General features: G+C 71.2%; 9 protein-coding genes. 5 read left to right on the top strand and 4 right to left on the bottom strand.

Going from position 1 to position 15,329, the window contains the following annotated elements; translation table 11 throughout:
- Position 1: 1 nt before the first annotated feature.
- The gene (locus QMG73_RS08785) at positions 2-1,045 is read left to right on the top strand and encodes a methionine ABC transporter ATP-binding protein (protein ID WP_281893667.1); all 1,044 of its coding nucleotides are present in this window, start codon (positions 2-4) and stop codon (positions 1,043-1,045) included.
- 1 nt (position 1,046) lies between these two features.
- Entirely contained in the window at positions 1,047-1,706 is a 660-nt protein-coding gene (locus tag QMG73_RS08780; RefSeq protein ID WP_281893666.1) for a methionine ABC transporter permease, read from the top strand.
- A 12-nt stretch (positions 1,707-1,718) separates the two neighbouring features.
- Here the strand turns inward: QMG73_RS08780 and QMG73_RS08775 are convergent, their stop codons facing one another.
- Together QMG73_RS08775 and QMG73_RS08770 are read right to left on the bottom strand one after the other, a co-directional pair.
- Positions 1,719-3,143: a fibronectin type III domain-containing protein gene (locus QMG73_RS08775; RefSeq protein WP_281893664.1), complete on the bottom strand. Its 1,425-nt coding sequence runs from the start codon at positions 3,141-3,143 to the stop codon at positions 1,719-1,721.
- An 83-nt stretch (positions 3,144-3,226) separates the two neighbouring features.
- A complete protein-coding gene (locus tag QMG73_RS08770) occupies positions 3,227-6,679 on the bottom strand; it encodes a PQQ-dependent sugar dehydrogenase (RefSeq protein WP_281893662.1) in 3,453 nt (1,150 codons plus the stop codon).
- 202 nt (positions 6,680-6,881) lie between these two features.
- Between QMG73_RS08770 and QMG73_RS08765 the strand changes: the two genes are divergently transcribed.
- From QMG73_RS08765 to QMG73_RS08755, 3 genes are all read left to right on the top strand, one after another.
- Entirely contained in the window at positions 6,882-9,032 is a 2,151-nt protein-coding gene (locus tag QMG73_RS08765; protein ID WP_281893660.1) for an MMPL family transporter, read from the top strand.
- A gap of 101 nt (positions 9,033-9,133) precedes the next feature.
- Entirely contained in the window at positions 9,134-9,817 is a 684-nt protein-coding gene (locus QMG73_RS08760; protein ID WP_281893658.1) for a response regulator transcription factor, read from the top strand.
- A complete protein-coding gene (locus QMG73_RS08755; RefSeq protein ID WP_281893657.1) occupies positions 9,814-11,229 on the top strand; it encodes a HAMP domain-containing sensor histidine kinase in 1,416 nt (471 codons plus the stop codon). The genes QMG73_RS08760 and QMG73_RS08755 overlap by 4 nt, the downstream gene beginning before the upstream one ends.
- Positions 11,230-11,284: 55 nt before the next feature.
- Here the strand turns inward: QMG73_RS08755 and QMG73_RS08750 are convergent, their stop codons facing one another.
- Both QMG73_RS08750 and QMG73_RS08745 read right to left on the bottom strand, forming a co-directional pair.
- Entirely contained in the window at positions 11,285-13,435 is a 2,151-nt protein-coding gene (locus tag QMG73_RS08750; protein WP_281893656.1) for an MMPL family transporter, read from the bottom strand.
- Between the two features lie 457 nt (positions 13,436-13,892).
- A complete protein-coding gene (locus tag QMG73_RS08745) occupies positions 13,893-15,074 on the bottom strand; it encodes an FAD-dependent monooxygenase (protein ID WP_281893654.1) in 1,182 nt (393 codons plus the stop codon).
- Positions 15,075-15,329: the final 255 nt, after the last annotated feature.

The raw sequence follows: 15,329 nt of genomic DNA, 5'->3' as shown, positions 1-15,329 counted from the left end.
CGTGCCGCCCGCCCCGGCACACGTACGCCTGACCGGGGTCACCAAGACGTTCACCCGGGGCCGCAACGGCTCCCGGGTGGTGGCCCTGGACGATGTCAGCCTCGAGGTCGCCAAGGGTGAGGTGTTCGGCGTCATCGGCCACTCCGGCGCGGGCAAGAGCACCCTGATCCGGCTCATCAACGGGCTGGAGTCGCCGACGAGCGGGCAGGTACACGTCGGCGACCAGGAGATCACCGCCCTGGCCGAACGGGACCGGCGCGCCGTCCGCCGGGACATCGGCATGATCTTCCAGCAGTTCAACCTGTTCCGGTCCCGTACGGTGGCCGGCAACGTCGCCTACCCGCTCAAGGTGGCCGGCGTCGACCGCCGGGAACGGGACCGGCGGGTGGCCCGGCTGCTGGACTTCGTCGGGCTCCTCGATCGCGCGCACGACCACCCGGAGCAGCTGTCCGGCGGGCAGAAGCAACGCGTCGGCATCGCCCGCGCGCTGGCCACCGAGCCCTCGCTGCTGCTGGCCGACGAGGCCACCAGCGCGCTCGATCCCAGGACCACCGCCGAGGTGCTGGCCCTGCTCGGCCGGGTCAACCACGAGATGGGAGTCACCATCGTGCTGATCACCCACGAGCTGGACGTGATCCGCGCCGTGGCCGACCGGGTCGCGGTCATGGAAGGCGGCCGGATCGCCGAGACCGGCACGGTCTACGACGTGTTCGCCCACCCGCGCACCACCGCGGCCGCCGACTTCGTACGCGGCGCGCTGCGTGACCGGCCGTCGGCGGAGACCCTCGAACGGCTGCGCCGCACCCACAGTGGACGGATCGTCACCGTCGCGGTCCGCGACCGTACCGGGTTCCAGACCGCCCTGGCCACCACGTTCCTCGCGCACAACGTGGCCGCCGACATCATCTTCGGCGGCATCAGCGAACTGCAGGAGCGTGCGGTCGGCAGCCTCACCTTCGAACTGACCGGCCCGGCCGGCGGTATCGACGCCGCACTCGCCGCGCTGCGCGCCGATGGCGTCGACGTGACCGAGGAGAACGCCTGACGTGGACGAGTTCGTCACCAACCTGCCGGTCTTCCGCGAAGCCATCTGGCAGACGTTCTACATCGTCAGCATCTCGGTCGCGGCGGGCGGCCTGCTGGGCCTGGCCCTCGGCCTCGTGCTGTACGCCACCCGCCCCGGCAGCCTCATGGCCAACCGCGTCGTCTTCATCACGGTCAACATCCTGGTCAACGTCGTGCGGCCGATCCCGTTCGTCATCTTCCTGACCGCCATCCAGCCGCTCATGCTGGTCAGCATCGGCACCACGATCGGCACCGACGCGGTCACCTTCGCCCTGTCGCTCGCGGCGGCGTTCGCGGTCAGCCGGATCATCGAACAGAACCTGGTCGCCGTCGAGCCGGGGGTCATCGAGGCGGCCCGCGCCGCCGGTGCTCGGCCGATCAGCATCCTGCTCACCGTCGTCGTCCCCGAGGCGCTCGGCCCGGTGATCCTCGGCTACACCTTCATCTTCGTCGGAGTGGTGGACATGTCTGCCCAGGCGGGACTGTTCGGCGGCGGCGGGCTGGGCGACTTCGCCGTCACCTACGGCTCGCAGCGGTACAACTGGCCCGTCGTCTACATCACGGTCGCCACCATCATCGTCATCGTCCAAGCCGGCCAGTTCGTCGGCAACGCCCTCGCTCGCAAGGCCCTGCGCCGCTGAGAACCGCTCGGCTTACGGCGGGGGCAGGTACGGCACGCGGATCGTGAGCGGGGCGCTCTGTGCCGACTCCAGCCCCCGCCCGTCGACCGCCGCGACCGTGAGCACCTGGGTCGTGGCCTGGGGGAGGGTCAGCGCGACTCGCGTCGTGCCGGTGGTGGCCAGCACCTCCGCGCCGCGGTAGACCCGGTACGACACCGCGGGTTCGCCGCCCGGTGGCTGGATCCATTCGAGCGTCACCGTGCCCGTCATCGGGTCGCCGGACACCATGCGCAGTTCGGCGGGGCGGGTGGGGCGCCCGGCAGGGCCGGGTGGCGTGGTGACGTTCACCGCCGCGCTGGCGACGCTGCGGCCGCATCCGCGGGCAAGGGTCGCGGCCACGCGGAGGGAGTACGCGGTCGCCGAGGCGAGTCCACTCAGGACTGTCGTGGTGCCGGCACTCGTGCCGACCGCCGCCCCGGTACCGTCGAGGATCGTGTAATCCGAGGCCGCCGCGTCGTACTCCCAGGAGAGCCGGACCGATGACGCGGACAGCGCGGTGGCCGTGAGCGCGGCCGGGCGTGGTGGGCGGGCCTGGCACGCGGCGGTGGTCCCGCGCACCGCGACGGCGGGCGACTCGTTGCCGCGCGCGTCGAGGGCGGCGACCTGGAAGGTGTATCCGGCGGCGTGGTAGAGCCCACGTACCACAGTGGACGTTCCGGCCGTGGTGGCTACGCGGTGTCCGGAGTCGTAGACGGCATAGCCCGCGGCGCCACCCGCCGGCGGCTGCCATGCGAGCCCGAGGGTCGTGTCGGTGCCGCCCGTCACGGTGACACCTGCCGGCGGCGCGGGTGTGCCGAGCCTGCCCGGCGCGGTCGTGACGGTCACCGTGGCGGGTTGCGGCACGGGATCGAAGCAGCTGGGGAAGTGGGTGACCCAGAAGGTGTACGTCGTGGCCGGGCTGAGCCCGCCGACGCGCACTCCCGAACCGTCGGTGGACACCGGGCCGGTGGGCGCTCCGGTGACCGTGGTGGTGCCCGGATCGCCGTTGCCGGTCCAGGTCAGCGTGACCGCCGACGCGGTGACGCTGGAGGCGGCGAGGCCGCTCGGTGGTGCCGGCGAGCACATCGGCGGCACCCCGGAGACGCCGAGCTGCCGGCTGATCGGGGCGGAGTGCGACGACTCGCGGCCCGCGCCGTCGACGGCGGTGACGGTGTACGTGCGGGTGCGCGCGAAGCCGAGGTTGGTGAGCTGCGCCGAGGTGGTCGTGTTGCGGGTGATCTCGACGCCGCTTTCGTAGACGCGGAAGGCGCGGGCGCGTTCACCCGGTGGCTGCCGCCACGCGAGCAACGCGGTCTCGCCGCTGCCAGCGACCGTCAGCTCGGTGGGCGCGGGTAGCGTGCCCGCCGCGGGAGCGACCACGCCGCCGAGACCCAGTATTGCCGCCGCCAAGACCCGCATGTCATCTCCCCGAGACGTAGCCGTCCAGAGAGTCATCGAAATATGGGAATGTAGCGTCTGTCAAGCCGGTAGGTGTCCCGCCGCTACGAGGCGTAGATCGAGAACTTCGCGGTCCAGCGGCTGGACGTACCGAACGTGGACGGCCACGTGCCGAACGGGCGCGACTGGCTCCAGGCGCCCTGGTTGGCGCTGCCGGTGTCGTAGCTCATGTTGTTGTCGCCGTTGGTGTTGTACATGAGCCAGTACGCCGTGTTCGGCGCCAGTGTCGCGGTGACCGGCCGGCTGTTCCACGCGTTGGCGGTCAGCGTGCCGGACGTGCTCGACGCCACCAGGGCGCCGGGGGAGCCGTTCGCGTCGGCGTAGATCGCCACCTGGTACTGGTTGCCCGGCGCGGCCTGCACCGTCCTGAGGTAGACGGAGACCTGGCTCACGGTGAGCGCGGTGGGGCCGTTGACGAACCGCGAGCCGTTCATGTAGTTCATGTCGCCGTAGTCCAGCGAGCCGCCCACCTGGTCGTACCCGAATCGCGGGGCGCTCGGGTCGGCCGTGGTGAACGAGAACTGGTGGTTGGCCGCGAGCGCGTTGCCCGCCGCGTCGGTCACGCCCGTCCGGACGGTCACCGTGTACTGGGTCGAGGCGGCCAGCGCGGCGGACGGCGTGATCGTCACCGCCTGGTTGGCCGCGTCATAGGCGACGGTACGGTTGACCAGCGTGCCGCCCGGACCGCGCAGTTCCAGGTTCGCCGGCGTGATGGTGCCCGCCGCCATGCTCTCGCTGAACCACACCGTGATCGGCGCGGCCGGTGCCACGCCGGTCGCGCCGCCGGCCGGGGTCGTGGCGGTGACCGCCGGCGCGGCGGTGTCCGCACCGGTGGTCGCGTAGATGGAGAACTTCGCGTTCCACCGGTTGGAGGCGCCGAACGTCGCCGGCCAGGTGCCGAACGGCGTCGACGCGCTCCACGCGCCCTGGTTCGCCGCTCCGGCGTCGTAGCTCATGTTGTTGTCGCCGTTGGTGTTGTACATGAGCCAGTACGGTGTGTTGGCGGCCAGCGCGGCGGTGATCGGCCGGGTGTTCCAGGAGTTCGCTGCCAGGGTGCCCGACGTGCTGCTGGCCACCCGCGCACCGGGGGAGCCGTTCGCGTCGGCGTAGATGGCGAGCTGGTACTGGTTGTTCGGCGCCGCCTGCACGCCCTTCAGGTACACCGACATGGACGTGACCGTCGCCGGGTCGGACCCGGTGACGAACCGCGAGCCGTTCATGTGGTTCATGTCGCCGGTGTCCAGCGACGCGCCGGCCTGGGTGTAACCGATCCGCTGCGGCGCCGGGGCGGCCGTGTAGGTCGCGGTGTACGCCGTCGCCGCCGCGGGCGCGGTGACGATGTGGGTCTGCGCCCCGCCGTCGGACCACGACGCGAACGTGGCGGAGCCCTGCGGCGACGGCGCGGACACCGAGTTGGTCGAGCCCTGGATCACGGTACGGGAGAACGGCGTGGTGCCCGACGACGAGCCGACGGTGAGCTGGAGTCCGGTCGGCACGGTGTCGAAGGTCAGGTCGACCGTCTTCGGGTCGAGCCGGCGCGTCACGGCGTGCGTCAGGCCGTCCTGGTCGGTGGCCACGAGCCTGAGCTCCAAATAGGACGGATACTCGTGGTCGGGTGCTTCGAACGACCCGGACGCCACGCCGGTCCAGCCGCGGATGGCGTGCTCGTGGCAGTTGTCCGGCGCGGAGCAGTGGTGCATGACCAGGTTCCAGTCGAGGCGGGACGCGGGAAGGGCGCCCTGCTGCGGGTCGGTGGCGTGGCCGGCGAAGGCGATCGTGTCGCCGACCTTCCAGGTCGTGCCCGGGGCCGGTACGTCGATCACCGCTGTCGGCGCGTCGTTGCCCGGCGTGATGGTGACAGTGCTGGTGCTGGTCGCGTTCAGCGTGTCGGTCACGGTCAGCCGCGCGGTGTACGAGCCGGCTGCGGTGTAGGTGAACGTCGCCGTCGGCGAGGTCGAGTCGGTCACCCCGTCGTCGGTGAAGTCCCAGGCGTACCGCAGGCGTCCCTCATCGGCCGGATCAGGGTCGGTGGAGCCGGTGCCGTCGAACGTCACGGTCAGCGGCGTCGGGCCCTGCGTCGGCGACGCCTCGACGACCGCGCTCGGCGGCTGGTTGCCCGGGAAGTACCGCACCCGGCGGACGGTGCCGCCCAGGTCCACGTAGTACAGCTCGCCGCCGGGGCCCACCTCCAGGTCGACCGGGCTGGCGGCGTCGGACACGAACGTGCGCAGGTTGGCCGGATCGGGCAGGCCGCCCGGCGTGGACGGCAGCGACGCCCAGACGCACCGGCGCGAGTAGTCGGCGAAGAAGACCGCGCCGTGGTACGCGGCCGGGTAGGGACCGCCGGCGGTCGGGTAGAACGCCACACCGGTCGACGACGAGCTACCGGTTGGGCAGGCCTCGCCCGCGACGAGCTTGCTGGCGTGGTTCCAGGCGACGAACGGCGCGGTGTGCGTGCCCGCCGGCGCGGTGTAGAGGGTCTCGCAGACCGGCAGGTTGGCGCTGTCGTACCCGGACTGCCGGGCGTTGCCCTCCCAGCAGGGCCAGCCGAAGTTGGTCACGCCCGCGGTCGGGTTGACCACCCGGTTGACCTCTTCCCAGGTGTTCCACCCGGTGTCGGAGATCCACGTCTCGTTGGTGCCCGGCCGCATGGTGATCCGGTACGGGTTGCGCAGGCCGTTGGCGACGATCCGGCGGGTGTCCGGGTCGGCGGCGCCGATGTTCGGGTTGCCGGCCGCGGCGGCGCCAGTGGCCGGGTCGAGCCGCAGCAGCGTGCCGTCCAGCTGGGTCTCGTCGGCCGCGGTGCGGATGTCCTGCGATCGCAGCGCCCCGCCCTCGTTGGCCGGGTCGGCGCACGGGTTGGTCGGCGCCCCGGCGGGTAGCTGGCCGTAGTCGACCGCGCTGAAGCTCGCGCCGTCACCGGCGGCGACGTAGAGCATCCCGTCGGCGCCGAAGGCGATGTCGCCGATGGAGTGGCTCGGGAATTGCTGGCACCAGTCGTGCAGCAGCACCTGCTCGCCGCCGGTCATCGTGTTGCCGCTGGCTTGGAGGCGGGACAGCCGGCCGGTGACCACGCAGCGCCCGTCGTTCGCGTTGGCGCACACGTCGTTCCAGACCGGTGCGGTCTGGCCGGGCGGCGCGTCGTACGTGTACAACACGTAGACGTACGGGCTCGCCGGGAAGTTGGGCGCCAGTGCCAACCCCAGCAGGCCCCGGTCCCACTGGTTGTGCACGTTGGCCGACAGGTCGGCGAACACCGTCGGGGTCGTGTCGGCGAGGTCGTCGAAGACCTTGATCCGGCCGCCCTTCTCGGCGACGAAGACGCGGCCGTCCGGCGCGAACTCCAGATCCACCGGCGAGCTGAGACCGCTGAAGACGATCTGCTCCTGGAAACCGCTCGGCAGCGCCACCGCGGACGCGGGCTGCCGACCGACGAACGACAACGTCGTGAACACGGTCGCCAACGCGACGAAACCACTCAGCGCACGCCGAAGCATGGGCATTCCCCTCCCCAAACGCGGAACCCCAAGGCCGGCGCAGCGTAACGGGATGCGAAATCCCTTCGGTGTCGGCTGCCCGACACGACCGCCCGCCGCCGGCCAAACGTGACCGTCGGTCCCGATGGCGCCCGTCGATCGGCGCCCGCGGCCGTCCGGACGCCGGGTGGCGCCCCCAAAGGGAAGGTGTTTGCATGCCCCGGTGATCTGCGCTGCGCTCGGCCGTTCGTGCGCCCGCTGGCGGTGGCCGGTACTCGGCGCCTGGCTCGTCCTGATCGCCGCCGGGCTGTTCCTGGGAGGCCAGGTCTTCGACCGGCTCACCACCACCGGCAGCCTGCGGCCGGACGCCGAGTCGCAGCTCGCGGACCGGCGGAGCGACCAGCTGCAGCCCGAGGGTCCGCTGGTCATCGCCGTCGTCGGTGGGCGCGACGTGTACGACCAGGCGCTGGTCGACGACGTCACCACGGTCACCGGCGAGCTCCGCGAGATGGACGGTGTCACCGAGGTCGAGGACCTGTACGGCGCCGCGGGCGGGCGGATCGGCGCCGACAACCGCAGTTCGCTGATCCGGATCGAGCTGGAGCGGGGCCTGCCGGACGACCGGCGGGAGCGGGTGGAGGACGCGGTCGCCGGCGCGCTGCACCGCATCGACGCGCCCGAGGTACTCGTGGGCGGCGAGAAGCTCGCGGAGCGCGCGTTCGCCGACCAGGCCATCGCGGACGCGGCCCTCGGCGAGTCGGTCGCGATCGTCGTCCTGCTGGTCGTGCTGGTGCTGATCCTCGGCGGTTTCGTGGCCGGCCTGATCCCGCTCGCCGCGGCGCTGGCTACCGTGTCGGTGACGCTGCTCGGCCTGTTCGGACTGACCACGCTCACCGGGGTCAGCGAGTTCACCGTCAACGTGGTCACCCTGCTCGGCATCGGGCTCGCCGTCGACTACGCGCTGCTGGTCATCGCCCGGTTCCGGGAGGAGCGCGACGCCGACCCGGACGCCCCGGTCGCGGAGCTGGTCGCCCGTACCACCGCCACCGCCGGCCGCACCGTGCTGATCTCCGGCCTCGCGGTCGCCACGGCGATGCTCGGCCTGTACGCGTTCGCCGAACCGTTGCTCGGTGCCATGGCGCTCGGCGGCGCGGTCGCGGTACTGCTGGCAACGCTGGCCGGCCTGACCGCTGTACCCGCGCTCATCGCCGCGGCGCACCGCCGCATCCCCGCGACCGGCGATGCCACCCGCGTGCTCGCGTTCCGCCGTCCCTCAGCTTCAGCGAGCGCGGCCGGCACGGCTCCGGGCCTGCTCGCGCGGCTCGCCGTTTTCGCGCAGGGCCGGCCGGCGCCGGTCGCGCTCGCCGTCACGGCCGGCCTTCTCGTGCTGTCGCTGCCGTTCGTGTTCGCGGTCAACCTCGAAAACTCCGACGCCCGCGCGCTGCCCGCCGGGGCCGAGGCCCGCAAGCTGCAGGAAGTGGTACAGCGCGACTTCAGCGGCGGCCAGGCCGAGCCGATCGTCGTGGTGGTCGACGCCGACCCGGCCGACGCCCCGGTCCGCGACTTCATGAACGCGCTCAACACGCTGGACGGCGTGCTGCGGATCCAGCCGCGCCCCGACATCGCCGCACCGGCGGCCATCATCGACGTCACGCCGGAGGACGAGACCGCCGGCCAGACCTCCCGCGACGTCGTACGCGCGATCCGGGCGATGGACCCGCCGTTCCCGGTGCTCGTCGGCGGCGCCGCCGCGGAACTGGTCGACTACCGCGACTCGGTGGCCAACCGGTTCCCGATCGCGCTGGTGGTCATCGTGCTGGCTACGGCGGTGCTGCTGTTCGTGCTGACCGGCTCGCTGGTGATACCGGTCAAGGCGCTGCTGATGAACGCGCTCACCCTGCTCGCCACGCTCGGCGTACTGGTCGTCGTGTTCCAGTGGGGCATCGGCGACGCGTTGTTCGGCTTCGACTCGTGGGGCGCGATCGACCTCACCACACCCGTCCTGCTGTTCGTGTTCGTATTCGGGCTCTCGATGGACTACGAGGTGTTCCTGCTCGCCCGGATCAAGGAAGAGTGGGACCGGCGTTCTCTCTCCCAGACTCCCGCCAGCGACCACGCCGTACGCGCCGGCATCGAGAAATCCGGGCCGGTGGTCACCGCGGCCGCGCTGTGCATCGGCGTGGTGTTCCTCGGCTTCCTGCTCGGCGACCTGACAGCGGTCAAGGAGATCGGTTTCGCGATGGCGGTCGCGCTGCTGCTCGACGTCACCGTCGTCCGCGGCTTGCTTCTGCCGGCGCTGATGAGCCTGCTCGGCGAGTGGAACTGGTGGGCGCCCGCGCCGCTGCGCAAGCTGCACGAGCGCTGGTTCGCGTAAGAGCGCGGTCCCCAGCGACGCTCTAATCCTGGCCTCAGGTTGATCGGGGACAATGAGCGGCAAAAGCGTCGAATGGAAGGGGGCGGGCCGGCGTGCGGATCATGATCGCGGATGATGACGCGGCCATCCGTGAGTCGCTGGAGCGGGTGCTCCAGGTCGAGGGTTACGACACCAGCACCGTCGCCAACGGTCTCGCCGTGCTCGACGGGGTCGGTGGGGCCGGCGGTGACACGCTGGATCTGCTGATCCTCGACGTGATGATGCCTCGCCTCGGCGGGTTGGAGACCTGCCGGCGGTTGCGGGCCGCGGGTCAGGAGCTGCCGGTACTGATGCTGACCGCCCGGGATCAGGTCTCCGACCGGGTCGCGGGGCTGGACGCGGGCGCCGACGACTACCTGCCCAAGCCGTTCGCCACCGAGGAGTTGCTGGCCCGGGTGCGGGCCCTGCTGCGCCGGCGCACGCCGACCGACGAGGAGTCGCAGGTCCTGTCGTACGCCGACGTCCGGCTCGATCCGGACAGGTTCGAGGCGTGGCGGGGTGAGCGGTCGCTGCACCTGACCCGGACCGAGTTCTCCCTCCTGCACGTCCTCGTGCGCAACGCGACCCGGGTCTTGACCCGCGACGCGCTGTTCGAGGCGATCTGGGGCTTCGACATGAGCACCACCGCCAACAACCTCCAGGTGTACGTGAGCTACCTGCGCCGCAAGATGGAGGCCGAGGGTGAGCCGCGACTGATCTACACGCTGCGCGGCCTGGGATACACGTTGCGGGAGACTCCTCCGTGAGCAGGCCCGCCGGCCGGGAACCGCGCGGGCTGACCCGATGGTGGCGCCGGCGGTCCCTGCGGACCAGGCTGACGGTGATCGCGGCGACGGCCATCGCGGTCAGCGTGTTCGTGGCTTTCCAGGTGGCCAGCGAGCTACTGGACTGGGAGCTGCGGGACACCGCCGAGAACCAGCTGCGCGCCGACGCCCGCGTCCTGGCGACGAACGCGGAGGGCGCCGGTCTGGCACAGGTCCAGCTAGCGCCGTATCCCGGATCCGGCCGGCTGGTGCGGGTCATCCTGCCCGACGGCTCGACCCGGACGCCGGCCGGCCAACCCGCGCTGCCCCCCGTCAGCGAGCAAGCAGTGCGCGTGGCGCGGGGCGCGTCGGCCGACCTGATGGAGTCGAACGACAGCGACGAGGACGGGTACCACATCTACACGCTGCGGGCGGGCGACGGCGCGGTCCAGGTGGCCAGCGTCACCGACGACAGCCCGATCAACCGGTTCGGGTTTGGCATGCTGCTGATCGGGCTGCTCTGCGTGGTCGGCGGCGCCCTTGGCGGGCGCACCGTGGCGCGGGCCGGGCTGGCACCGATCGACCGGCTGGCCGCCGCCGCGGTACGCGTCGCGCACACCCGGGATCTCGACGCCGACATCCCGGATGAGGGCGGCGGGGAGATCCGGCGGCTGATCCAGTCGATCAACGACATGCTCGCCGCGCTCCGGGACTCCCGGCGTGCCCAGCGGCTGCTCGCCGAGGACGCCGCCCACGAGCTCAAGACCCCGCTCACCAGCCTGCGCCTCAACGTCGAGCTGTTGATCCGGCTCGATCGGCGCGGCAGCCTGGACAGCGCACTGCCGGCGGAGAGCCGGACCCGGCTGCTCAACGATCTCGGCGCCCAGGTGGTCGAGTTGAGCACCCTCGCCGCCGAGCTGACCGACCTGGCGCGCGGTGACGTCAGCGACGAGAGCACCGAGGTACTCGACCTGGCCGACGTGGTGGTGGCCGCCGTGACCCGGGCGCGTTCCCGTGTGCCCGACATCGAGGTCGCGCTCGACGTGACCTCCGTGTGGGTGAGCGGGCGTCCCGCCGCGCTCCAACGGGCGGTGCTCAACCTCATCGACAACGCCGGCAAGTGGTCTCCCGCGGACCAGCCGGTCCAGGTCCGGCTCCGTGCCGAGGGCGCGTCGGCGGTGCTCGAGGTCGACGACGCCGGGCCGGGCATCGACGCCGCCGACGTACCGCGGGTGTTCGACCGGTTCTACCGTGCCGACAGCGCCCGGGCGTTGCCGGGATCCGGTCTGGGGCTGTCGATCGTGCAGCGGGTCGTCGACGCCCACGGCGGCCGGGCCACCGTCGCCCGGTCCGCACGCGGTGGCGCGCTGCTTCGGGTCGACCTTCCAGCCGCTGCCTCGCCCGCCGGGTCATGACAAAGATCCGGGACGGCCTGGGTGCCCGTCCCGGATCTCGTCCGTGCCGCCGCGCTCACCGTTGCAGCGCGGGCTCCTCATCGCCGGCGCGCGACCGTTGACCGTCCGGCAGCTCCGCCGCTGGACGGGACAGCCGGCTCGGCCACCAGATCCGCCGGCCGATCAGCAGGGTGAGGGCCGGCACCAGGACCGACCGCACCAGCAGGGCGTCGAGCAGCACGCCGAAGGCGACCAGGAACCCGACCTCGATCAGCATCACCAGCGGAAGTGTGGCGAGGACCGCGAACGTGGCCGCCAGGACCAGGCCTGCCGAGGTGATGACGCCGCCGGTGGCGGAGAGGGCTTTGAGCATGCCCTCTCTGGTACCGAGACGCACGGTCTCCTCCCGGGCCCGGCTGGCCAGGAAGATGTTGTAGTCGACGCCGAGCGCCACCAGGAACAGGAATGCCAGCAGCGGCACCGAATAGTCGACGCCCTTGAACCCGAGGATCGTGTCGAAGACGAACACGCTGCCGCCGAAGGCCGCGGCGAATGAGACGATCACGGTCGCCATCAGGACCAGCGGGGCCACGATCGCTCGGAGCAGCAGCCCGAGGACGATCAGGACGACGGTGAGCACCAGCGGGATCACCAGCTTCTCGTCGCGGCTGGTGGTCACCTCGGTGTCGAGGTTCTCCGCGCTCGGCCCGCCGACGATCGCCTCCGCCCCGTTCACCGCGTGCACGGCGGTGCGCACCCGCTTGATCGTGTCGTACTCCGCGGCGGTGTCCGGCGCGTCGGTCGGGAACACGGAGATGTCGGCCCAGCCACCGCTGGTCTGGCCCGGCATGGCCAGGGCCACGCCGGGAGTGCGCTTGACGACGTCGAGCACCCGCTCCTGGTACGCCGGCCGCGTGAAGATCGTCATCGGCTGGCCGCCGAGCTCCGGGAAGTGCTGGCGGAGAACGGTGAAGCCGGTGACCGACTCCGGCGCGGACAGGAACTGGTCCTGCTCCCGCAGGGCGCCGGTGTTGCCCGCCAGCCCGATGGCGAGCACGCCGAGGGCTCCGAGCGAGCCGAGCGTCGCCACCCAGCGGCGGCGGCTGATGGCGGTGCCAAGCCGTCCCCACAGACCCGGCTTCTCCTCCACGACCGTGCTGAACCGCGGGATGGCCGGCCAGAAGATCCGCCTGCCGAGCACCACGAGCACCGCCGGGAACAGCGTCAGCATGGCCACCAGCGCGCACAGGATGCCGGCCGCGCCGATCGGGCCCAACCCGCTGGTGCTGTTCAGGTCGGCGACGAGCAGGCAGAGCAGGCCGGCGATCACGGTGGCCGCGGACGCGACGATGGCCGGCGCCGCGCCGCGTAACGCGTGGACCATCGCGACCCGGACGTTCTCGTGGTGGTGCAGTGTCTCCCGGTACCGGGCGATGAGCAACAGCGCGTAGTCCGTACCGACGCCGAACACCAGAATCGTCAGCAGCGCCGAGTTCTGGTCGTTGACCACGATGCCGAAGCCCTTGACGAGCAGGTAGACGGTCGCCATCGCGGTCAGTGCGGCCGCGCCCACCACCACCAGCGGGATGAACCACAACACCGGGCTGCGGTAGGTGAGGATCAGCAGGAGCGTCACGACGACGACGGTGGTGAGAAAGACCTGCAGGTCGATGCCGTCGAAGACGGCGTCCATGTCGCCGTCGACCGCGGCCGGGCCGGTCACGTCGAGTTCCAGGCCGGCGGGGCGGTCCTTCGCGGCGTCACGCAGTGGGCCGACGATGGCCTCCGGTGGGCCGTAGGTCGTGCTCACATCGAGGGTGAACATCATCGCCTTGCCATCGGTGGAGGGCATCGTCGGTGGGCCCTCGTCGTCCTCGCCGGCCGGGGCCGCCACCTTCGGCGGGTACCGCTTGGCAAGGGTGTCGTAGTGGCGCTCGACCGTCGCGCGGTCGGCGTCGGTCATGCCGCCGGCGCGGTGGTACACGAAGACGAACGTGTTGTCCTCACCGCCGGGGAGACTGTCCTCCAGCACCGCGACCTTGGTGGACTCGGCGCTGGCCGGCAGGGTGTCCGCGGCGCTGTCGGTGGTGACCGAGCTCAACTTTCCGCTCAGCGGCACCATGACCGCCGCCAGAGCCACCCACAACCCGATCACCAACCACGGCACCCACCGCCCTGCCAACCAACCGGCCGGCGCTTCCCCGGACGGCGCTGCGTTGACTGCCATTACTAGCCTCCTACATACGGATTCCACGCTTGTCTGATGCCTCGCAGCGGCCTGCCGCGTACTCGCAACGGCCCGCTGGGTACTTCGTAGTGAGCGAATCTGAGACGATCGTTAATGCGCCGCTCAGGCCGGGTGCATCGCCTGAGCGTGGTCGCCTGCAGGGCGTGGAGACGGGGCGGCGTAACGGGCGAATCGGGCATCAAGCCACAGCCGTGTCAAAGTCAACCGCACCAAGGGAGCCCTGGTATGGGAGCGCTTTCAGACCCATCCGCCATTTTTGCGGAGCGTTATCATTCGGAAAGGGCCGCATTGGAGGAATTGAGGGCTCGGCCTCGCATGCGCTTCGCGTATGTTCGTTATTGGCTCGGCCGATTGCGACTAGAGATTGTCTTCAAATGGCTCGCGAATGCATCAATGTGGTTTGCTGGTCGAGCACGATCGAAGCACGACTGAGGCTTCAGTCCGGGACTTCTGCGTAGTCGGGCAGGTCGACGCCGTTGATCGCGCGTTCGACGACTGCCATGATCGCGTCCATGTCGGGTTCCGGGGCGGGGGCGGCGTCCGGTGCGGGGCTGCGGCTTTGCACGTGTAGCCGGCCGATTTCCTGGTTGGCCTCGACGAACGGGCGCATCCGGGCCTCGTAGGCGGCGAACCCGGCCTGCGGGTCCCACCCGGCGGCGGCCAATTCTCCGGCCAGGAGGTAGGCCCCGACCAGGGCCATTCCGGTGCCCCCTCCGGAGAACGGCGACGAGCTGAACGCCGCGTCTCCGAGCAGCGCTACCCGTCCGCTGGACCAGCGGTCCATCACTACCTGGGCGACCTGGTCGAGGTAGAAGTCGGGGGTGTCGTCGAGGTGCGCGAGGATGCGCGGGGTCAGCCAGCCCAGGCCGGCGATCCGCTCGCGCAGCAGGTCCTTCTGGGCCGCGATGTCGCGGTAGTCGATGTCGAAGTCGGGCGCGGGGAAGGAGAGCATGGCCATCGCCTGGGTGGCGTCCGGGACTGGCCGCAGGCCGGCGGAGCGCCCGGATACCTGGTCCTGGTAGTCGATCACCCAGCGGTCCAGCCCGAACTCGTTGGGCACGCTGTAGAAGGCCAGCACGAGGCCAAGGTGGCGGACGAACCGTTCGTGCGGCCCGAAGACCGTCGGCCGTAGCGCGGAGTGCAGCCCGTCGGCGCCGACCACCAGGTCGAAGCGCCGCCGGTCGCCGCCGGCGAAGGTCACGTCGACCCAGTCCGCGTCCTGGGTGAGTTCGGCGATCCGGTCGCCGAAGATGTATTCGACACCGTCGCGGGTGTCGTCGTAGAGCACCCGGGACAGATCCCCGCGCAGGATCTCGATCTCCGAGATGTACCCGTCGCCGCCGTCGTCGTCCGCGCGGAAGGTCTCCAGCACGTTCCCGTCCACGTCGACGGTGTACGCGCCGGCGGTCTCGGTGCGGGCCGCGCGCACCGCCGCGTCCAGCCCCATGCGCCGGATGACCTCCCTGGCCACGCCGCGGGCGTCTACCGCCTGCCCACCGGGACGCAGCTCGGGAGCCCGCTCCACCACGGTCACCTCGGCCCCGCGCCGGCGCAGCCAGTGGGCCAGCGCCGGCCCCGCGATGCTCGCTCCCGACACCAACACCCTGATACCGCTCACAACGCCCCCTGCTGGTCCGATTCGAGTCAATGATGTCGGGTCGGCGGGTTCCCTGTCCGCCCCACCCAGACGCTCAGACTCGGGCACCGCCAGGAACTCATCGCCACACCCTCGACAAAGTTCCGGGTTGGTCGTGCGACGGCGGCGGGTGAGGCCGCGGGAGCAACGGCATGGCGCACGGCGGGCGTCGCGGTAGCTCACGCCGCTTTTTGTTTTGTTCAGTGGTGTCCAGTGGTGTTCAGCGTTCCCGGCGTC

Source organism: Phytohabitans aurantiacus (assembly GCF_027923225.1).
Lineage (GTDB): Bacteria > Actinomycetota > Actinomycetes > Mycobacteriales > Micromonosporaceae > Phytohabitans > Phytohabitans aurantiacus.
Note: the sequence above shows the minus strand (reverse complement) of the source record. Positions and strands in the feature narration are given on the sequence as shown.